At 60.5% G+C, this 19,693-nt stretch carries 19 protein-coding genes and 1 tRNA gene; 14 read left to right on the top strand and 6 right to left on the bottom strand.

Going from position 1 to position 19,693, the window contains the following annotated elements; all coding sequences use genetic code 11:
• Window positions 1-123 precede the first annotated feature (123 nt).
• Window positions 124-1,140 (bottom strand): aminopeptidase, encoded by a 1,017-nt coding sequence (locus tag JIN84_RS22110; protein ID WP_200353278.1) that lies wholly within the window; start codon window positions 1,138-1,140, stop codon window positions 124-126.
• Between the two features lie 60 nt (window positions 1,141-1,200).
• The gene (locus JIN84_RS22115) at window positions 1,201-2,787 is read right to left on the bottom strand and encodes a DUF3592 domain-containing protein (RefSeq protein ID WP_200353279.1); all 1,587 of its coding nucleotides are present in this window, start codon (window positions 2,785-2,787) and stop codon (window positions 1,201-1,203) included.
• A gap of 180 nt (window positions 2,788-2,967) precedes the next feature.
• On the opposite strand from JIN84_RS22115, the gene fabD reads away from it, so the two are divergent.
• The 9 genes from fabD to JIN84_RS22160 all read left to right on the top strand — a co-directional run bounded on the left by fabD (window position 2,968) and on the right by JIN84_RS22160 (window position 12,501).
• Entirely contained in the window at window positions 2,968-3,894 is a 927-nt protein-coding gene (gene fabD, locus JIN84_RS22120; protein WP_200353280.1) for an ACP S-malonyltransferase, read from the top strand.
• A gap of 99 nt (window positions 3,895-3,993) precedes the next feature.
• A tRNA-Asp gene (locus tag JIN84_RS22125) sits at window positions 3,994-4,070 on the top strand.
• 272 nt (window positions 4,071-4,342) lie between these two features.
• The gene (locus tag JIN84_RS22130) at window positions 4,343-6,823 is read left to right on the top strand and encodes an AsmA-like C-terminal region-containing protein (RefSeq protein WP_200353281.1); all 2,481 of its coding nucleotides are present in this window, start codon (window positions 4,343-4,345) and stop codon (window positions 6,821-6,823) included.
• Window positions 6,824-6,925: 102 nt separating this feature from the next.
• The gene (locus JIN84_RS22135) at window positions 6,926-7,366 is read left to right on the top strand and encodes an ElaB/YgaM/YqjD family protein (protein ID WP_200353282.1); all 441 of its coding nucleotides are present in this window, start codon (window positions 6,926-6,928) and stop codon (window positions 7,364-7,366) included.
• A 38-nt stretch (window positions 7,367-7,404) separates the two neighbouring features.
• A complete protein-coding gene (locus tag JIN84_RS22140; protein WP_200353283.1) occupies window positions 7,405-7,845 on the top strand; it encodes a phage holin family protein in 441 nt (146 codons plus the stop codon).
• Entirely contained in the window at window positions 7,803-8,204 is a 402-nt protein-coding gene (locus tag JIN84_RS22145; RefSeq protein ID WP_200353284.1) for a hypothetical protein, read from the top strand. Before JIN84_RS22140 ends, JIN84_RS22145 begins: the two co-directional genes overlap by 43 nt.
• 21 nt (window positions 8,205-8,225) lie before the next feature.
• On the top strand, window positions 8,226-9,314 hold the full coding sequence (locus tag JIN84_RS22150) for a type IV pilus twitching motility protein PilT (RefSeq protein WP_200353285.1): 1,089 nt from the start codon (window positions 8,226-8,228) through the stop codon (window positions 9,312-9,314).
• Window positions 9,315-9,376: 62 nt separating this feature from the next.
• Window positions 9,377-10,486: a type IV pilus twitching motility protein PilT gene (locus JIN84_RS22155; protein ID WP_200353286.1), complete on the top strand. Its 1,110-nt coding sequence runs from the start codon at window positions 9,377-9,379 to the stop codon at window positions 10,484-10,486.
• Window positions 10,487-10,590: 104 nt separating this feature from the next.
• Window positions 10,591-12,501, top strand: coding sequence for a hypothetical protein (locus tag JIN84_RS22160; RefSeq protein WP_200353287.1), 1,911 nt, complete (start codon window positions 10,591-10,593; stop codon window positions 12,499-12,501).
• 321 nt (window positions 12,502-12,822) lie between these two features.
• Here JIN84_RS22160 and JIN84_RS22165 read toward each other — a convergent pair whose 3' ends face one another.
• Genes JIN84_RS22165 through JIN84_RS22180 form a run of 4 tightly spaced genes read right to left on the bottom strand, consistent with a single transcriptional unit; the run spans window position 12,823 to window position 14,557 of the window.
• Complete coding sequence (locus JIN84_RS22165) at window positions 12,823-13,392, bottom strand: pseudouridine synthase (RefSeq protein WP_200353288.1); 570 nt, start codon at window positions 13,390-13,392, stop codon at window positions 12,823-12,825.
• Between the two features lie 4 nt (window positions 13,393-13,396).
• A complete protein-coding gene (locus tag JIN84_RS22170) occupies window positions 13,397-13,735 on the bottom strand; it encodes a DMT family protein (protein WP_200353289.1) in 339 nt (112 codons plus the stop codon).
• Window positions 13,736-13,777: 42 nt separating this feature from the next.
• Window positions 13,778-14,260, bottom strand: a complete 483-nt coding sequence (locus tag JIN84_RS22175; RefSeq protein ID WP_200353290.1) for a TspO/MBR family protein — start codon at window positions 14,258-14,260, stop codon at window positions 13,778-13,780.
• A gap of 18 nt (window positions 14,261-14,278) precedes the next feature.
• Window positions 14,279-14,557, bottom strand: coding sequence for a hypothetical protein (locus tag JIN84_RS22180; protein ID WP_200353291.1), 279 nt, complete (start codon window positions 14,555-14,557; stop codon window positions 14,279-14,281).
• A 166-nt stretch (window positions 14,558-14,723) separates the two neighbouring features.
• On the opposite strand from JIN84_RS22180, the gene JIN84_RS22185 reads away from it, so the two are divergent.
• The 5 genes from JIN84_RS22185 to JIN84_RS22205 all read left to right on the top strand — a co-directional run bounded on the left by JIN84_RS22185 (window position 14,724) and on the right by JIN84_RS22205 (window position 19,693).
• Window positions 14,724-15,893, top strand: a complete 1,170-nt coding sequence (locus JIN84_RS22185) for an ABC transporter permease (protein WP_200353292.1) — start codon at window positions 14,724-14,726, stop codon at window positions 15,891-15,893.
• Entirely contained in the window at window positions 15,886-16,638 is a 753-nt protein-coding gene (locus tag JIN84_RS22190; RefSeq protein WP_200353293.1) for an ABC transporter ATP-binding protein, read from the top strand. The genes JIN84_RS22185 and JIN84_RS22190 overlap by 8 nt, the downstream gene beginning before the upstream one ends.
• Before the next feature lie 74 nt (window positions 16,639-16,712).
• A complete protein-coding gene (locus JIN84_RS22195) occupies window positions 16,713-17,672 on the top strand; it encodes an efflux RND transporter periplasmic adaptor subunit (RefSeq protein WP_200353294.1) in 960 nt (319 codons plus the stop codon).
• The gene (locus tag JIN84_RS22200) at window positions 17,669-18,289 is read left to right on the top strand and encodes an NUDIX hydrolase (RefSeq protein WP_200353295.1); all 621 of its coding nucleotides are present in this window, start codon (window positions 17,669-17,671) and stop codon (window positions 18,287-18,289) included. Before JIN84_RS22195 ends, JIN84_RS22200 begins: the two co-directional genes overlap by 4 nt.
• A 3-nt stretch (window positions 18,290-18,292) precedes the next feature.
• A complete protein-coding gene (locus JIN84_RS22205) occupies window positions 18,293-19,693 on the top strand; it encodes an efflux transporter outer membrane subunit (protein ID WP_200353296.1) in 1,401 nt (466 codons plus the stop codon).

The following is a 19,693-nucleotide window of genomic DNA, read 5'->3' on the forward strand; positions in this document are numbered from 1 at the left end:
GGGCGTCCGCGTAAAAAAAACGTAAACGCCTGCCGCGTCGCCAAGGCGTCCGGAGACAGTGCGTCCATCAGGCACGTCCCGGTCGAGGGGCCGACACCAACCACGCCCCCGCGCGTTTTCGCCTCACCTCGCTGCGTCCAGCTTCAGTTTTCCGGCCTTCTGATAAAACAGATCCAGATCCCCATCACACTCCGCCAGCAGTTTTTCAAACTCCGGCATGTGTTCGGCGTAAAGCTTGAGCGAAACGATATGGCCGTTGTTGATGTCCTCCTTCAGCCATTCCTCCAGCCCATGACCGCCCCACTTGCGGCGCAGCTCGCGGAAGGAATCGCGGAGTTTTCCCAGGATGGCCGCTTTTTCCCCGCGCATCACCGCCGCCGGTTTGCCGGAGGAGTAGAGTTTTTCCAATGCTGCCTTCGATCGCTCGATCTCCCTGTAGAACTCCCGACGGCGGACAAGGCGGCCTTCGTATTTTTTCAGGTCTTCCAGACGGCCTTCATGTCTCAGCCAGCGCCTCACCCCTTCCTCCGCCACGGTGTTCGCCAGGGACTCGTTGAACACGGTGTCTCCCCAGCGGAATATCCTGCGATGGGTCAGCTCGTGGAAAATCGTTTCCGCGAGATCGATGTCCGGATAGCGGACGAAGGTGTTCAGCACGGGATCATGAAACCAGCCCAGCGTGGAATACGCGTCCACTCCGCCGATGAAGACATCGTATCCCTCCGCCCGCAGTTCCTTCGCATACGCCACGGTGTCCTCCTCACGGAAATAGCCGCGGTAATCCATCTCGCCGACGGCGGGATAGTGCCAGTTCTTCGCCTCCAACGAGAACTCCGGCGCAGCGTACAGCACCCACACCACATGCTCCCGCCCGAGGTCTGCGTATTTTCCATAGCTCTCATCACCGGGGAGCGAGAGATGGTCGCTGGCGAATTGCCGGATACGCTCCACCGCGATGAGCTGCCTCCTGACAACCGGCGAGGTCTCCGGAGAGGCGATCACCCTGCCGTTCGGCTTGCTTTTCCGCAGGATCTCCCACTGCCCGCCAAGCGCCTGCTGGTAAAAATGGACCGTCTGACAAGAGGTCAGAACAGCAAATGCTCCGCAGAGCGCGAGTGGCAGGGAGATTGATCGGAGCATGGAAGTGCCCGAGTGTCGCCCATGCGCCGTGATTCTCAAGTCGCGGCCGCCCCTTAATCATCAGTTCCAGATTTCCGGCAGCAGAAACCGCTTCAACTTGTGGGGCCGATGAAGGATTCTCACGGGCTCTCCGGCGTCCTGCTTCCATTTGGCAAAGGCGATTTCGTGCTCTTCGTGGCTTCGCTTCACCATGGTCGCCCCATCATCGGAACGGACAAGATAGATCCTGTGCTGGTCATGCACACCGACCGACATCTTTTCAACCGAAGTGATCCTCGCCGTGGAAAGCACTCCGAACCGGAGAATCTCCAGATCCCTCATCCGGAGGAAAACCAGTCCGAAGAAAAACACTCCCATTCCCAGTGGAAAAATCAAGACGAGTGCCCAAACAGTGGAAGTCTCCCCCAGCCGTGCACCCTCCGGCACCGCCAGCTCCGGATGCGCGATCAGGTAGCGGACTTGCAGGGGAGTCCCCACCTGCCAATTGCCGCCGGTCGTGTAAGCAATCCCTTGCTTTTCGCCTCCGCCCTCCGGTCGATAGGAGAAATGGTGCTCTTTCACTCTCACACTGAGAATCTCCGTCCTGCTGTCCTCTACGGAAAGGATCCTCCCGGGTACAACCTTGGATGGGCCCGCATCAAGACGCCATTGTCTGGCCAAGTGGAATGGGAAAAACGCCCATGCGGATGCCAGTGCCACCAAGAGACCCATGAATCCGAAAGCAATCGGCATCTGGTAGCTCCGCGTCACCTTCGACCGAATGCCCTTCGGTATCCTCCTCGGCAGAGGCATTTCCAGAAACGAGCTTGTCTCGTCACCGCCAACCGGCCTGACAGCCGCTGCGGCGGACGACATCGGCTGTTCGGCGGAAAATGGTTCCATCGGTAAAGCGGCTCCGGCATCCGCCCCCCAGCTTTCCACGATGAGGAAACGCTGCGGCTTGTCCCTGCAATAGAGGAGAGTCAGAGGCTCACCCGATTTCAGTTTGGCAGTGGCGACATGGATCTCCGCGTTGGTCCTGATCCGCTTTTGAATCCGGGTGCCATCTTCAACCCGGGTCATCCGAAGAACATACTCGTCCTGCCCTTCCGAATGGAAGCGGGATTTCTCCACAGAGTCCACCACGGCCTTTCCAATCAATCCCTCGCTCAACAACCGCTTTTTCCATCTCAGGTCGGACAGTGTATGGACGATACAGTACAAACCAAGCAGCGGAAAAACCAAAACGACGACCGTCCATGCCGGCGACTCGTCCAGCCTCGCCCCCACGGGAGCGGCAATTCGTGGATCATCTGGCAAATGGAGGATTTTCACCACCGATCCAACGGACCAACTCCCGCCTGCGGCGTAGGCTGTTCCCTTTTGCCCGGCATGTCCCGGCGGTTGGTAAATGAACCCGTATTTCCAAATCGGGATTTCATTCTCCTTCGCCCCGGTCTTTTCGGCGGTAACTATCCTGCCCTCGACAAACTCCACCGGCCCCCTGTCCAACAACCTCTGCTGTGGCAAATGGCGGGGTATGAACAAAAAGCCCAACAACAGTCCGAAGAGAAGCAACCCGCAGCCCGCCACACACTTCACCAGGATCACCTTCGGAGGGACAATCTCCCGCAAAATTTCCTGTGGCACGGTTCGTGGCGTTGACAAGATCAGGAAGGAATCCCGAACAACACTCGGAACAGGCTCAATTGGCATCGCTTGAAAAGTCTCCTATCCCGCGACGGACGGCCAGTGGAAAAAGCCGCGTCTCTTCCACCCGTTCCCTCTCCGGACCGCTGGGAAATTCCCCTTTCCTTGCCATTCCATTTTTCCTAAATCTCTCCGGACATGAGCAAAATCGTTCTCTTATTCTCCGGACAGGGCGCCCAGAAAGTGGGCATGGGCAAAGACTGGGTGGAATCCTCCTCCACCGCCCGCAAGCTGGCCGTGCAGGCCGACCAGGCCCTCGGGTTTTCCATCTCGGACGTGATGTTCGACGGTCCCGATGACGAGCTGACGAAAACCTCGCGCTGCCAGCCTGCGTTATATCTCCATGGCCTCATGGCCCTCGCCCTGATCCGGGAGCGTCTTCCGAACTTCGAACCCGTGGCGGCCGCGGGACTTTCTCTCGGGGAATTCACCGCGCACGCGGCTGCGGGCAGCTTTTCATTCGAGGATGGCCTGCGGCTGGTCGCACGACGCGGGGAATTCATGGAAGAAGCCTGCCAGGCCACCGAAGGATCGATGGCCGCGCTCATCGGCGGAGACGAGTCCCAGGTACGCGCGCTGGCCGAGGCCGCCGGAGTGGATGTCGCGAACTTGAACGCGCCGGGACAGATCGTGCTCTCAGGCACCGTCGCGGGCATTGATGCCGCCATCGCCCAGGCAAAGGACTTCGGCATCCGCCGCGCCATCAAGCTGAACGTCGCCGGAGCCTACCACTCGCGCCTGATGCAAAGCGCGCAGGACAAGCTCGCCGCCGAACTCGCCGGAGTGTCGATCCAGTCCCCCGCCCTGCCGGTGGTTTGTAATTTCGGCGCGTCCGTCGTCACCGAGCCGACGGAAATCCGCCGCATGCTGGAGAAACAGGTAACCGGATCGGTCCGCTGGACGGAATCCATCCAGGCGCTGGTCGCCATGGGGCACAAAACCTTCCTCGAACTGGGTCCCGGCAAGGTCGTCGCCGGGCTTGTTTCGAAAATCGACAAGGAGGCTGTGGTCCATTCCGTCGAGGATCTCGCGTCACTGGAAGCTGCGGTTGAAGCACTTTCGTGAGGTTCGAAACCGGCTCCGGAAAAAAACTTCGAAAACATTAAAAAAGAGATTGCGAAGTCCTGAGTCGGCCAATAGCTTCCGCGCACCCGAGCGGGACATGGAGCGGTAGCTCAGTTGGTTAGAGCGCCAGCCTGTCACGTTGGAGGTCGCGGGTTCGAGCCCCGTCCGCTCCGCCATCCCCGTTCGGTAAAATCAGCCCCGCCTGCAAAGGCGGGGTTTTTTTTGTGCCTGCGGGGCACATGTGAGCCAGATGAAAAGACGTGCTCATAGTACCATCCGGCAGGCGGAATACGATCGGAGGAGGGCGTGTTCGGGGAAACGACCGGACATCTCCGCGTCTCCTGCTCCGCTCCCTCTTCGCCGGAACCGTCTGCCGGCAAACTCGCTTACCCTCCTGCCCCGTGTTGCTTTTCGAAATGGGGCGTCTTAATCTCGCCGGAGCTTTTCCATGTATCACCTGCATCTCGCCCGAAACCTGCGCACGCTCGCGTTTTTGCTGATCGTGGCGATGGTATTGGGTGGAGTCGGCGTCGTCTGGTGGGCGAACCACACGGGACTTCCCGCGGCCTGGCGGATGGCGATCGAACAACAGGTTTCGAAACAAGGCGCCTTCATCAAGATCGGCAGCCTGCGCTATTCATTGTTGCAGGGCATTGTCGCGACGGAGGTCCGTGTCTATTCGGAACCCGAACACCTGCGGGAAATATCGCGGCTGGAGCGGATCATTCTCGATTTCGACAAGACGAAGCTCGCACGCGGCATCCTCCAGTTGAACAAGATCCAGCTCGATGATGCGGACATGGTGCTGCCGATGGATCCGCAGAACCCGGACACCGAAACACTCAACATCACGGATGCGAATGGCACCGTCTTCATGCCCGGTGACCGGCGGTTGGAGATCCGCGACGCACACGGGAAAATCGCGGGAATCGACGTGGCGCTGAACGCCCGCATCATCTGGTACCAGCAGGACGGATCGAAAAAACAGGACGACACCAACCTGGGCGAACGCCGGAAGCTGCTGGCGAAGATCCTTGAAGAGCTGGAGAAATGGAAGTTCGATGAAAACCAGCCACCGTCGATCGACATCACGGTGGAAGGTGACGTGAATGACTTCTCCACCATCAACGCCAAGCTCGCACTGGAGGTTCACGACATGGAGAAAAACGGTCATGTCCTGCATCACATCGCGGTGCGGGCGGACATGGCGGGCGATCTGCTCACGATCAACGAACTGGTCGCGACAGACGAAACAGGAGTTTTCGACGGCCACATCGACTATAACATCCGCAGCCGCGAGGGGCGGTTCGACGTGTCTTCATCCCTGGAGGTTCCCGAACTTCTGAGCGCCTGGCTGGCATTGCCGATGCCGAAGGACATCCGGTTGTCCGGAAAACAGAAACTGGAGGCAGAAGGGACCTTCTTGCTGGACGAGCGCAATACTCCCCAGATCCGGATGATCGGCCATGCGAGGTGTGAGGAGATCACCTTCCGTGGTGCGAAGTTCGACGTCGTGGAAGGATCGTTTTCCTGGCGTGATGGGAATGTGTTCCTCCGCGATGTCCTGCTTGCCCGTCCCGACGGGCGGGCGGAGGGCAAGGTCATCATCGAGCCTCCTCTTGTCAGGCTGCAGGCGCACAGCACGCTGCCACTCGGGATCTACCAACAGCTCACCCATGGAATCAAACAACCCATCGAAAACATCCTCAAGGATTTCAGCGCCACTCCGGACACCACCCTTGATATCACGCTGGATGGCAGCTTCGATCTGAAAAACCGGTTCGCATGGGCGTACACAGGTTCGGGAAATACGAAAAACCTGAGCTATCGCGGAGTGCCGACGAACAGCGCGCGGTGCAAATTCTCCATGAACCACCACGAACTGGATTTCTACGAAGGCACGGCTGATTTCGACTATACGAAATACCCGCTCCGGAAGGCGTTCGGCGGGACGGACCACGGCACGGCGAAGGTCGGACGCATCCGCTACGATGCCGAAGCGAAATGGGTCGAGGTGGAGGACGTGCGCGGCGCGATCTGGGCGGCCCCCGTGGTCCGGCTTTTTGCCGCGAAGGTGGCGGATTCCCTCGAACAATACCGGTTCCACCAGCCTCCCGACATGAAGGCCTCCGGAGTGGTGGATGTGACGCCGCAGGGGCGCACCGCGCTGGACATCACCTTCGCCTCGGAACATCCGGCGGATTACGTCTTCCTGGGAGAAAACCTCACGCTCGGCAGTCCGAGCGGAGGCGTGAACCTGCGCGGGGAAAAGGTGGAGATCGCGAATCTCAAGCTCACGGCCTTCGGCGGACCGGTCAACGGCGAGATCAACTACCTCGGCGGAGGCAGGCTCGCGGGGGAGCTGAGCTGGACGAAGGCCTCCATCTCGGAAATCGCGTCCGCCTATGATTTTGAAATGAAAGGCGGCGGAGACGCCACCGGACGCATCGAGTTCTCCCTGTCGGGCGGCAAGGTGGAGACGATGGATGGCCAGGGCCTGCTCGCGCTGGAAAACACCGAGCTCTTCTCCGTCCCCATGTTCGGCCCGCTGACTCCTCTCGTGGGGAGCGTGCTGAACCATGAGGGTGCCGGGGTCCAAAAAGCGAAAAACGCGTTCTGCACCTATATCATCAGGAACGGCGTCATCAGCACGAATGATTTCCAGACCTCCACCAACTCACTCAACTTCGCCGGTGACGGATCCGTGAACATGGTGGACCGCACCGTGGACATGATTGTCAGGATGAACGCGCGGGGTGTCCTGCTGGGACTCATCACCATGCCGCTTCGCCCCTTTTCAGGCCTTTTCCAATTCCACGGCACAGGCCCGTTGAAGGAGACGAAGTGGGAAAGCATGAAGTTCACCGAGCCGCCCGAAGGCCAGCGGGAACTCCTTCTGGAGGCCCCGAAGGCCAGGGCGATCGAATGAGTTTTCTGAAAGTCACTCCTTGCGCCCACCTGCGGGAAGTGCCACTACTCTTTCCAACGCGACGGATCGTCCGGATCCGTCCAGACAAGAAAGCCAAACGCCATGTCCAATTCATTTTCCACACCTGACAACCTCGAACCGGAAGCCGGTTTCACCCCAGCTTCCGCCATCGCCCAAGCTGCGAACGACCTGCGCAACGCCGCCGGTGAGAAAGCCCGCGAGCTTGTTCACACGGCCGAGGACAAGGCCGCCGCATTGAAGGAGCGCGCCGTTGAATCCGCACAATATTTCCGCGAGACCGCCGCCGAACGCGCCACGCAGTTCAAGGCAGCCGCTACGGAAAAGGCCTCCGCGTTCAAGCATGCCGCCGCGGACAAGGCCGAGCACTTCCGCGAGACCGCCAACGAACAATGGCAGGATACCCGGGTGAGAGCCAAGGAACTCCACGTCACCGCGGAGGACTACATCCGCCAGAATCCAACCAAATCCGTGCTCGGCGCGCTGGGCGTCGGCTTCCTCATCGGCCTGATCGTCCGCCGCTAAAAGCAGCTTTCGTGTCAGGTGAGTTTCCTCATAGCCTCATGAATCCGTCATCTGACACCGGTGGAGCCTCTTTCACAGGAGCTTCCGGCACGGGCAAATTTCCGCAGCCTCCCGCGAACTGGCGCGAGGCCCTCATGGCGCTGATCGCCAGCCGCGTGGCGCTGATCCAACTGGAATCGAAAGATGTCGCGAAGGCAGGCATCCGCAGTGCCATCTACCTGGCGGCGACCTTCGTGTGCGTGCTGTCCACCTGGGCGCTTTTCCTCGCCGGAGGCATCGCACTGGTTTCCGAGCTGACCCGCTGGCCCTGGAGCCTGGTGGCCCTTTCGGCGGCGGCGCTCCATCTGCTGGCGGCCTTCATTCTCGTCCGGCTGGCGAAACCCAAGGGCACGCCGGCGTTTCCTGTCACCCGCTCAGAATTCCAAAAGGACCGCGAATGGATCGAAAACTTTCAAAAGACCAAGAGCTCGAACAGCTGATCTTCACGGCCGCCGCCGCACGTTCGCAACTGGGAGAGGAAGCCGCCGCGCTCAGACAGCGGCTCGATGTTCCCATGCGGATCCGCGCATCCCTGAAATCCCATCCCACCCAATGGCTGCTGGGCTCCTTGGGTGCCGGCTTGCTCGCAAGTGTATTTACAAAGGGATTTTCCAGCCGCAAAAGGGTGAAAAAAGAGCCAAAACCGCGCAAATTCTATCACATATTGCTCGGTCTCACCTTGACCGCCGTCCGTCCTTTCGCAAAGGTCTGGCTCACCGATCAATTGAAGAAGCAAGTGCTTGGTCAGTTGGGAAGATCAGGGGCCGGTCGGGCCTATCCGGGGCAGCGCCAACCATAAAAACCATTCGAATTCCATTCCATGTCTGATGTTGTACACCAGGTTCTAGATCACGTTGATCAATACCTCCAGTTGGGGCGCGAGTATGATTGCTCGGATCTTCACCTCGCCACCGCCTATCCACCCGCATGGAGACGCTTCGGCCAGCTCTCGCCCATCTGGCCGGACCACCAACCGCTCACCGCTGAGGAAACTGAACGGCTCGCACGGTCCTTCCTCAGCCAGAAGGAATGGGACCGCCTGCAGGTGCACGGTGACATCGACTTCGCCTATTCCTCACCCACCGGCCGCTACCGCGCTTCCGTCGTCAAGCAGCGCCTCGGCCTCGACATGACTTTCCGGATCATCAGCGAGCACATCAAGACCATCGAGGAAATCGGTCTGCCGCTGGAGCACATCCTTCCCCTCACCCGTTACCAGAACGGTCTCGTGCTTGTAACCGGTGCCGTCGGCTCCGGCAAATCCACCACCCTCGCCGCGCTGGTGGACTTCATCAACCGCGATCGCGAGGACCACATCCTCACCCTGGAAGATCCCATCGAATACGTTTTCGATTCCAAGGGCTGCCACGTCAACCAACGCGAGGTCCACAAGCATACCGAGTCCTTCGGTCGTGCGCTGCGGGGCGCGCTGCGGGAAGATCCGGATGTCATCATGGTCGGAGAAATGCGTGACCTCGAGACCATCCAGCTCGCCCTCACCGCCGCGGAAACCGGTCACTTGGTGCTCGGAACGCTTCACACTGGCAACGCTCCCCGGACGCTGGACCGGGTGCTCGACGTTTTCCCGACCGACCAACGCGAACAGATCCGCATCATGGTCTCCGAGTCCCTGCGCGGCATCCTTTCCCAGCAGCTCGTCCCGCGTGCGGATGGCCAGGGCCGCGTGCTCGCGCTCGAACTGCTCGTGAACTCCCCCGCCGTCGGCAACTGTATCCGCGAGGGCAAGACCTTCATGCTCCCCGGCGTCATGCAGACCGGTAAGAACATCGGCATGGTCACCATGGACGAGTCTCTGCGCCAGCTCTACGTGAAGGGCATCATCACCCGCGAGGAAGCCCTCTACCGCTCCGAGGACAAGTCCCAGATGAAGGCCTTCTTCGAATCCTGACCTCACGTCACGCGCTCCCGGAAATCCCTTAAAATCCACTTCTCTCCTTTTCATTTTTTCAAATGGCCCAGATCGACACTCTTTTCCGCTATCTCATCGATAACAAAGGTTCCGACCTCCACCTATCGGAAGGACAGGTGCCGAAAATCCGCGTCCACGGCGCGGTCGTCATCGTTCCCGACTACGCGGTGCTCGAAGGCGACAGCTTCCGGGATCTGCTTGGAGAAATCTGCGATCCGGCGTCGTTCCAGAAATACCTTGCGGGAGGCGATCTCGACTTCGCCTATGAAATGGACGTCCATTCCCGTTTCCGCTGCAACTACCTGAAGCAACAGAACGGCCTTGGCGCGGTGTTCCGGATCATCCCCACGGAAATCGCTTCGCTCGAAAGCCTCGGAGTGCCGAATGTGGTCAAGGAATTCGGCCACATGCGTTCCGGACTGGTGCTTGTCACGGGACCGACCGGTTCCGGCAAATCCACCACGCTCGCGGCGCTGCTCGACTACATCAACATCAACTTCAACCGCCACATCATCACCGTGGAGGAGCCGATCGAGTTCGTTCACCGCAACAAGAACTCCATCATCACCCAGCGCGAGGTCCCCATCCAGACGCCATCCTTCGCCGACGGTCTGCGCGCCGCGCTGCGTCAGGACGCGGACATCGTGCTCGTCGGGGAAATGCGGGACCTGGAAACCATTTCGCTCGCCCTCACCGCCGCGGAAACCGGCCTTCTGGTCTTCGGAACGCTCCACACCAACAACGCCCGCAAGACCGTTGACCGTATCATCGACGTTTTTCCCGCGAACCAGCAGTCGCAGGTCCGCACCATGCTCGCCGCCTCGCTGCGCGGCGTCGTCGCCCAGCTTCTTTGCAAACGCATCGACAAACCCGGCCGGACCGCGGTGCACGAAATCATGTTCGCCACGCCCGCCGTCTCCGCGATCATCCGTGAAGGTGCCACCCAGAAACTCTACGACGTCATCACCGGCGGCAAGAGCGAGGGCATGCAGTTCATGGACGAGTCCATCTGGTCCAAGCTCCGCGAGGGCATGATCTCCCCGGAGGAAGCCTACATGAAGGCCATCGACAAGACGCGTTTCAAAAAATTCCTTCCGGAACACCTCGCCGCCCTCGGCGAAGCCTCTGGCGAAAGCCCGATGACGCACTGAGGCGGTGACAAGCGAATTCCCCATTCCAATTCCTGCTGAAGGCCGGACTCGGAATAGCGGGTTCCAGGCTTTCGTCTGCGGATGGATGGACTACTATTCCAAAAGTGAAGATCGCATTCGTTCTCCTGGTACTGAGCTTGGTCGCGCGCGCGTCACCAGGTGATCCCGGCGCGGCGGCCTTGGATTTCCTGGAAAAGGTCCGGCAGCGGAAGGTGGATCTGGCACCGGGCGGGGATACGGCGCTCTTTCAAGGAACAGCGGATGAAAAGCGACGGGAGATTTCCCGACGCCTTGACCGGATGGCACGGGACATGGGAACTGACGCGCTGGAGGTCGGCGCGGTGAGGGAGGATGCGGATTATGCCGCTGTATTGGTGAGGAAAACCGGAGCATTCGATCCCGGACGCCTGCAGGTTTTTCCCGTGGCCCTGGTGAAGCGCGGTGCCGGATGGCTGGCGGCTCCTGTCCCGGCGTCGTTTGAAAACGCCGGAGCCGGTTATGCGCGGGATTTGAGAAAACGGCTTGAAGCGCTCGAAACATGGATGCTGCGGGAACAGGTCGTTGACTTGGAAAAATTGCGGGCCCTTTCGGCGGAGAGAATGCGGCAGCGGATCGAGGCGGGATTGACCGCGTCCGCCCTTCGGAAAATGGACGCCCGCGAGGTCGGAGAGCGGTTCCTCGCCGCTTGCGTGACAAAGGATCTCCCCACGGCCCTGGGATTGCTGGGTGGACTCTCGGCGGAGCAGCCGGACGATTGGGCAGCAAGACTGAAGGCCGCCGAACGTGCGCTCACCAACGAACCGGATGGGCGAAATGCGTGGCACCTGCTTACCGCTCCGGGAGTGGCACGGGTGATGGTGCGGGTGGAACAAACCGTGCGGGACGGTGATATCACGATCGCCTGTCTGGATCCGGCGGCGGAAAAGGAAAAACCGGCGGCCCCCCGCATCCTCGAGCTGCGTCTGAATTTGAAAAAAACGGCGGATGACCTCTGGCAGGTCAATCCCCCGCAGGAATTCCTCTATGACTCCGGCCGCGAACCCGAGGAGGCGGAACCGGAAACGGCTGATCTGTTTTTCCCAAAATGGCGGGAAGCACATCCCCCGCCCCCCCAACCGACGCCGGAACTCGCTCACGAGGCATTGTGCAAGGCACTCGCCGGAGAAAACTTGGGAGCGGTGTTGGATACGGTGATCTCGGCGGAAGATGCGACGCAGGCCAGGGCGAATTCCCTCCGCGCCGCCCAAATGTGGTGGAGCATCCATGATCCTGCGATGGTCAAGCAACCGTTACCGCTCGATCTGATCTCGGACGAAACGACCGCCGTGGGTTTTTTCCAAAATTTCTCAGTACGCAATCCGGATCGATGGGACCCGTTGGTGGCCTATTATGAAAAAACGGACTCCGGCTGGTGCTGGGCCCCCTACCCCAAGACCGGAACCTTGGAGCAATACAAGGAGCGGGTGGCCTCGGCATCCGGGCGATTGCCGAAGGAGTGGCTGCGGACAGTCTTTTCCAAGACTCCCCTGCTCACGGAGATTCAAGGAGATTCCACCGTCAGCAAGGAGGAAGCGGAAAAGTGCGTGCAGGCGTGGCTCGACACCATCCAACGGGCGGACATGACCGCGGCGCTGGGGTTCGTTGCCAGGTTTGACGGGCCGAAAAGTGGTGAGAACGTTCTCAAAAACATCCGATACGAAATCGCCAACGCCCGGAAAACATCGGCCAAGCCGACAATCGTCGGGATCTATGAAGGCAGGACCTGGACTGCGGTGGGAATGAAATCGGAGCTCTCCGGCAAGCCCAGCTTCCCACTTTACCCCCTGGCCCGTACTTCCCAAGGCACACGGCTTCTCATCGAAACCGACCTTTTCGCCTCCGACAAGCGTCGCCGGGATTTCCTCAACGAAGCCGCCCTCACGGTCGTCGCGAAGTCCGCCTCCGCAGAAGCGGCGGACGAGTTGCGCGAACTGCTTTCGAGATTTCAGGAGGATGTGACGCGACAGGGCGAGTAGAGGTCGCAGAAGCACGGTCCCCTCCCATGCCGCTCAACTTTGGGACTTTCAGCATGAAATCCCGTTCCCACCCTCCTCCAGAGGGCGATGGCATCCGCAGCATTCGCGTTCCATTCCAAAATCCGGGTTACGTCCGAGTAAGAAGAATCATACGCGATCGCGTAGGTTGTTAGATGGCGGATCCTTGTGTTGAATAGCGTCGCCACCCTTACAACTCCCGTCCCGTGGTTTCTGAGACCCGGTCCGAGAGTCCCCCTTAACATAGTGTGTGTCCAGCTGCCCCGCTTGCTGCCCGTGAGCGGGGCAGCGTGGAGACGGGCCTCACTTTCTCCAAATACCGGCTATTTCCGCAGGGCCGAGTTTTTCCCATGCTCCGGCCGGCAGGTGCCCGCCGTCCAACTGGCCGATTCTCACACGGATGAGCCTCAATGTGGGGAAACCCACCGCTGCCGTCATGCGGCGGACCTGGCGGTTCTTCCCTTCAATCAATTGCAGCTCAAGCCAGGAGGTGGGAATGGATTGGCGGAATCTGACTGGCGGATCCCGTGGAGGGACGTCCGGGCCGGGATCCAGCAGGCGTGCCTTGCAGGGTCTTGTCCTGTAATCTTGGATGGCGATGCCGCCTCGGGCGAGGCGTGCGACCGCATCCGGTGTGGGAATGCCCTCCACTTGGGCAAGGTAGGTTCTCGGGTGGGCGGTTTTCGGATCCAGCAACCTGTTGTTGAACCCCGCCTCGTCGCTCAACAAGAGAAGTCCCTCCGAATCCATGTCCAGCCGCCCGACCGGATAGACTCCGGGCGGAAAACCGAAGTCCGCGAGGGTTTTCTGCCCCGGCTGGTCCGGCGTGAACTGGCACAGCACGCCGTAGGGTTTGTGAAAGGCGATCACCATGAATCTATTTCCTGAAAATGAAAAACGCCGCGCCTGCCAGACAGATGCCCGCCCCCAGATAGTTCCAGGTGATTTTCTCCTTCATGAAAAACACCGCGAACGGCACGAACACCGCCAGGGTGATGATCTCCTGCAGGATCTTCAACTGCCCCAGATTGAATACCTGGTTGCCCATCCGGTTCGCCGGAACCTGGATCATATACTCGAAAAACGCGATTCCCCATGAGATGAACGCCGCGATGATCCACGGCTTGTCCTTCAGATCACGCAGGTGGGCATACCACGCGAACGTCATGAAGACGTTGGAAATAGTGAGAAGGGCGATCGTTTTCAGGCCAACCATGGGGTGGAGTTAAGCCACCGGCGCACCCGTCCGCAAGCACGCCTATCGACCGTTCAGCCACAAAAATCCGGTATTCAGGTAGCCAGCATAGCTTACCCAGGCCAGATACGGGATCAGCAGCCAGGCGGACACCTTGTCGATTTTCCATGCTGACAGGACCGTCGAGAACAGCCCCAACCACATCGCGGCGATGATCGCCAGCGCGATGACGCTGTCCTGCATGCCGAAAAAGACGGGAGTCCACGCGAGATTCAGCACGAATTGGATGCAGAAAACCGCCACCGACTGCCACGCCCGGCGATGGATCAGACGGCCCGCGGCCACTCCCATCATCAGGTAGAGCACCGTCCATACCGGACCGAAGACCCAGGCGGGAGGAGTCCCCGGGGGCTTCGCAAGCGCCTGGTACCAGCCACCCTCACCACCCACGGTGGAAAGCCCTGAAGCGATCCCCAGCCCGAGGCAGGAGAAGGTGCCCGCCACCGGCAAAAGCCATCTACCGCAGGATTTCACACGCTTGGACATTTTTCAAAAAACCGATGATCAGACTTCGGCAACCACGAATCCCTTACGCAACCACTTGCAACGAAAAGGCGCTCCGGACTCGTTCGGCTTCCAACCGTTCGCGTTTCCGAAGTCGATCGCCGCCGTCACCATGTCGTAGCTCACGATGCGCGGCAGCTCTCCGATCAACGACTGGCCGTTCACCGGCGCGCTCGCCTCGATGACGATCTCATTCGTCCCACGGCGGTTCTGCATGATCCAACGATATTGCACGTCGCGATGGTTGATGATCTTAAACCCTTTGTGTGGAGCTGGCATGATGGTTGTTGGAATGGAATCCGCTTGATTCGAAGAGCATCATGAATGATCGGCAGGCGGATGAGAAACCCAAATTCCACGTTTCAAACGACTGCAACATGATTTCACGCACTTTCGTGTCGCGTGTTGCACCCGCGCCGCCACCAGTTACCATCCTCCCACCTGCATGATCGGCCTCGCTCTCAAAATGCTCTTCGGCGATACCGCCAAATATCTCATGCTCGTGGCAGGCCTGTTCTTCGCCACCTTTCTCATCGTCCAGCAGGCCTCCGTTTTCTGCGGCCTGATGCGCTGGACGACTGCGACCCTGAAAAACGTCGGCGCTCCCATCTTCGTCGTGGAGGAACGGGTGGAACAGGTGAATGAAACCAACGCACTGCGCGACACCGATGTCTCGCGCGTACGTTCCGTGTCTGCCGTGAAATGGGCCATGCCGCTCTACTCCGGCATCCAGCGCGTCCGTCTCACGGACGGTAGTTTCAAGACAGTGCAGCTCATCGGCATCGACGCGGCGTCTCTCGCGGGTGCGCCCGCCCGGATGATCAAAGGAAATCTGTCGGACCTCCGCCTGCCCAACACCGTCGTCATCGACGAACTCGCCACCGAGCGCCTTTCTTCCGATCCCAAGGACCCGGCCAAACGCATCAAGATCGGCGACCGCTTTGAGATCAATGACGTCGAAGCCCGCGTCGTGGGGATCTGCGAAGCCATGCGCTCCTTCACCGGCGGGCCTTACATCTGGACCACCTATGAGCGGGCCCTTCAATATACCCCGCCACAGCGGAAAATGCTCACCGCCGTCATCGCCGCCCCCGTCGACGGAATGGATCCCGACCAGGCGGCCCGGGAAATCCACAAGGCGACCAGCCTCCGGGCCTACGTGAACCGTGACTTCGGCGACAATGACAACGATTTCAATACCGCCACCGTCTGGTGGTATGTCAAAAACACGGGAATCCCCATTTCCTTCGGCACCACCGTGGTCATCGGCTTCATCGTCGGGGTGGCCATCGCCTGCCAGACATTCTATTCGTTTGTCCTGGATAACCTCAAACACCTCGGAGCCCTCAAGGCCATGGGGATGTCGAACTTCCGCCTCAGCATGATGCTGCTGCTCCAGGCGCTCACGGTCGGTATCATCGGCTTCGGTATCGGCCTGTTGGCGACCTCGGGTTTCGCCATGGGCGCGTTGAAAAACGGCCAGCCACCCTTCTACATGCCCTGGCAGATTCCCGTCGCGGCGTTCTGCGTCATCCAGCTCATCTGCATGATCGCCGCGCTCATGGGCATCATCCGTCTCAGCCTCTACGAACCCGCAATGGTCTTCCGTGCCTGATTCCCCACCACCATCCGACAACATCGTCATTGATGTCCGCCACGTCGAAAAGAGTTTCGGCGACGGGTCGAACCGCATCCATGTGCTCAAACGGGTCGATTTCCAGGCACAGACCGGCGAGATCACCATGCTTGTCGGTCCGTCCGGCTGCGGCAAGACCACCCTTCTCAGCGCCATCGCCGGGACCATGCGGGTGGATTCGGGAGAAATCCGGGTTTTCGGCCACTCGCTGGAAAAAATGTCCGGCCCGGCGCTCACCCGTTTCCGCGCGCAAAAGATCGGCTTCATTTTCCAACAGTTCAATCTCATCCCCACTCTCACCGTCGCGGAAAACGTCGGCGTGCCGCTCCTCATCCAGGGACTTTCCAACGGGAAAGCCTTGAAGCGGTCACGTGACATCCTCGAAAAGGTCGGCCTCGGCGATCGATGGAAGGAACGTCCGAACAAACTCTCGGGAGGCCAGCAACAACGCGTCGCCATCGCCCGCGCCCTCGTGCACGAGCCGCCGCTCGTCATCTGTGACGAACCCACCGCCGCATTGGACGCGCAGAATGGCGAGATCGTCATGGACCTGTTCCGTCAGGTAGCCCGCTCGGCGGACCGCTCCGTCATCATCGTCACCCATGACAACCGCATCTTCTCCTATGCCGACCGCATCGCGCGCATGGATGATGGGGAGATCGTCGAAGTGAAAGAACAGGATACCGGCGGACAACCCCATTTCGAGCACCCGGTGCACGTCTAGGAGACAGAGACGACAAGAACACGCTCCGCACGCTTTTCCCTGAAAACCGGAAACCGAACCCGCAAACTTTCTTCATGAACCTCCTCTCAAAAATCATCCGATACGGCACCATCGCCGCCGCCATTTTCGGCGTGGTCATGATTGTCATGGTCTCGCAAACCCAGGCGGAGCTGGAAATGCCCGCCCCGGGAGATCCGCCGGTCCCGCCACCCAGGAAACCCTTCGAGCATGCGGTGGCCGCCACCGGCATCCTTGAAGCTCTCAGTGAGAATGTGGCCATCGGTGTTCCCCTTCCCGGCCTGGTCACCGAAGTTTTCGTCAAGGTGAACGACGCGGTGAAAAAAGACCAGCCGCTGCTCAAGCTGGACGACCGGGACCTGGTGGCGGAACGGCTTTCCACGCAGGCCCAGCAGGAGATCGCCCGCGCGCAGATCAGCGTCAGCGAGGCGCAGCTCGCGAAAATCGAATCCCAGCTCAACCGGCTGACCACCATCACCGACACCCGGGCCGTGAGCCGCGAGGACCTGGACAACCGGAAACAGGACGTCGTGGTAGCCCGGGCCCAGCTCACCGCCGCCAAGGCGCAACTCGTTTCCGCCGAGACATCGCTCGACCGCATCGCGTTGCTGATCGACCGTCTAACCGTCCGTGCTCCGCGCGACGGCAGCATCATCCAGCTCAACGTGCGGGCCGGGGAATACGCCGCCACATCGCCGAGATCCCCCGCCATGATCCTCGGCGAAACGGACAAGCTCCAGCTCCGTGCCGACATCGACGAACAGAACGCCACCCGCATCCGTGCGGGACAGAAGGCCTACGGCTATCTCAAGGGCGATCCCACCATCACCTTCCCGCTGGAATTCATCCGCATCGAGCCATACGTCATTCCGAAAGTCTCCCTGACGGGTTCCAGCACCGAACGGGTGGACACGCGGGTGCTGCAGGTGATTTACTCCCTCGCCCGCCCTGCGGATCTGCCGCTATACGTCGGCCAGCAAGTCGACGTCTTCATCGAAGCACCCGAAAGAAAATGATACCATCCACTCCCGCTTCTCCCGACTGGATCGCCCTGAGCCGGGAACTCAAGTCCATCGCCGAGGCGGGGCTGCGGTACGGCGAAAACGCTTACGATCGCGAACGCTACGCACGCATCCACGAGCTCGCATCGCTGCCGATGCAGGCGGCGGTTCCGGATTTCAAGTGGCCGCAGGAATTCGGCTACGCCACTCCGAAGGTGGATGTCCGCGCCGCGGTTTTTGATGAACAGGACAGGATTCTCCTCGTCCAGGAAGCGTCCACCGGCGAGTGGACCCTGCCGGGCGGTTGGGCGGACCTCAATGTCAGCCCCGGAGAAAACGCGGTGAAGGAAGTCCGCGAGGAATCCGGGATCGAAGTGGAGGTGGTGAAACTCATCGCCTGCTGGGACAAGGACAAGCAAGGCCACCCGCGTCAACCGGAGCATGTTTACAAACTGGTTTTCCTGTGCCAGATCACGGGTGGAAAACTAGCGACCAGCCATGAGACCACCGGCGCGGATTTTTTCAGCATCGACAACCTTCCGCCGCTCTGTCCGCACCGTGCGGCAAGGCACTACATCGACCTTGCCTGGAAACACAGCGCATCCCCATCCCTTCCCACCGAATTCGACTGAGACATGAAATTTTGCCATCTCCTCCTCCCCGCGACCTTCGCCCTCGCCTCCTGCCAGGTCGGTCCGGATTTCCAACTCCCCGATTTGTCCGGCGGGACGAAGTGGAAGGAGGGCGGCGCCACGCCAGCCACCCGGCTGCCCGACGACTGGTGGCGGCTCTTCAACGACCGCGAGCTGAACCGCCTCGTCAGCCGGGCGCTTGAGGCGAACAACGACCTGGCCGCCGCCCGGGCACGCGTCAATACCTCACGTGCTCTCGTAGGCCTGGACCGCGCGAGACTTTTCCCGACACTGGATCTCGCAGGTTCCGCCGGAATCAGCCGCGCCTCGGCAGCATCCTTGCAAGGGAACCTGCCACCGGGCGCGAATGTCGATCTGGAATCGCAGAACTACCGGAGCACCTTCGACCTCGCCTATGACCCGGACCTGTGGGGCCGGAACAAGCGGCAGATCGAAGCCTCATCCGCAGCCGCCGCCGCAAGTGAGGCGTTGCTGGACTCGCAACGCCTCGGAGTCGCCGCCGAAGTCGCCCGCCAGTATTTCCTGCTGCGCGGCTTGGACGCACAGGAGAGCGTGCTGAATGACACGGTGAAAAGCCGCCAGGACGCGTTGGATATCCAAAAATCGAAAGCCGACGCCGGACTCATCGACGGGCTCTCTTCCAGCCGTGCGAAGACCGAAGTCGAACTCGCTAACAGCGATCTCGGCTCCGTGCAACGCCAGCGCGGCGCTGCCGAACACGCCCTCGCGGTACTCTGCGGCGCCCGTCCCTCGGACTTTTCCGTTTCCTCCCGCCCGCCAAGCGGCTCGCTGCCGGACATCCGGGCAGGATTGCCCGCCTCCGTTTTGAACCGCCGCCCGGACGTGCGTGCCGCCGAGCAGGAACTCCGTGCCGCGAACGCCCGCATCGGCGTGGCGGAAGCCGCGTTCTATCCGAACTTCAGCCTCACCGCCAGCGGTGGCTTCCAGGCGGTGGATGCGAAGGACTTCCTCAACTGGGAAAACCGCATCCTCTCGCTCGGTGCCGGAGTCGCCGCGCCGCTTATCGACGGAGGGACGAACAAGTCCAACTATCAGGCAGCCCGCAGCCGCTACGACGAAGCCCTCGCCACCTACCGCCAGACACTTCTCATCGCGTTGCGCGAGGTGGAGGACGCGCTCATCGATCTCAGGGGCCTGGCGAAGTCCCGTTCCTCTCTTGAAGCGGCGCTGGCCAGCTCCCGCGACACCCGCACCCTTTCGCAGGAACGTTTTGACAAGGGACTGACCAGCTACCTCGACATTGTGGATGCGGACCGCACCGTGTTGCAGACCCGCCTTGCCCTCAGCCAGATCGAAGCCCAGCAACGCATCACCTTGGCCGCTCTCGCCAAGGCTCTGGGAGGGGGATGGAGCGGGAAATAA

The organism is Luteolibacter yonseiensis (assembly GCF_016595465.1).
Lineage (GTDB): Bacteria > Verrucomicrobiota > Verrucomicrobiia > Verrucomicrobiales > Akkermansiaceae > Luteolibacter > Luteolibacter yonseiensis.

Coding starts and splice junctions, on each gene's coding strand:
- JIN84_RS22110 (WP_200353278.1), bottom strand. CDS start 1,140: ATGCTCCGATCAATCTCCCTGCCACTCGCGCTCTGCGGAGCATTTGCT.
- fabD (WP_200353280.1), top strand. CDS start 2,968: ATGAGCAAAATCGTTCTCTTATTCTCCGGACAGGGCGCCCAGAAAGTG.
- JIN84_RS22130 (WP_200353281.1), top strand. CDS start 4,343: ATGTATCACCTGCATCTCGCCCGAAACCTGCGCACGCTCGCGTTTTTG.
- JIN84_RS22135 (WP_200353282.1), top strand. CDS start 6,926: ATGTCCAATTCATTTTCCACACCTGACAACCTCGAACCGGAAGCCGGT.
- JIN84_RS22140 (WP_200353283.1), top strand. CDS start 7,405: ATGAATCCGTCATCTGACACCGGTGGAGCCTCTTTCACAGGAGCTTCC.
- JIN84_RS22145 (WP_200353284.1), top strand. CDS start 7,803: ATGGATCGAAAACTTTCAAAAGACCAAGAGCTCGAACAGCTGATCTTC.
- JIN84_RS22150 (WP_200353285.1), top strand. CDS start 8,226: ATGTCTGATGTTGTACACCAGGTTCTAGATCACGTTGATCAATACCTC.
- JIN84_RS22155 (WP_200353286.1), top strand. CDS start 9,377: ATGGCCCAGATCGACACTCTTTTCCGCTATCTCATCGATAACAAAGGT.
- JIN84_RS22165 (WP_200353288.1), bottom strand. CDS start 13,392: ATGGTGATCGCCTTTCACAAACCCTACGGCGTGCTGTGCCAGTTCACG.
- JIN84_RS22170 (WP_200353289.1), bottom strand. CDS start 13,735: ATGGTTGGCCTGAAAACGATCGCCCTTCTCACTATTTCCAACGTCTTC.
- JIN84_RS22175 (WP_200353290.1), bottom strand. CDS start 14,260: ATGTCCAAGCGTGTGAAATCCTGCGGTAGATGGCTTTTGCCGGTGGCG.
- JIN84_RS22180 (WP_200353291.1), bottom strand. CDS start 14,557: ATGCCAGCTCCACACAAAGGGTTTAAGATCATCAACCATCGCGACGTG.
- JIN84_RS22185 (WP_200353292.1), top strand. CDS start 14,724: ATGATCGGCCTCGCTCTCAAAATGCTCTTCGGCGATACCGCCAAATAT.
- JIN84_RS22195 (WP_200353294.1), top strand. CDS start 16,713: ATGAACCTCCTCTCAAAAATCATCCGATACGGCACCATCGCCGCCGCC.
- JIN84_RS22200 (WP_200353295.1), top strand. CDS start 17,669: ATGATACCATCCACTCCCGCTTCTCCCGACTGGATCGCCCTGAGCCGG.
- JIN84_RS22205 (WP_200353296.1), top strand. CDS start 18,293: ATGAAATTTTGCCATCTCCTCCTCCCCGCGACCTTCGCCCTCGCCTCC.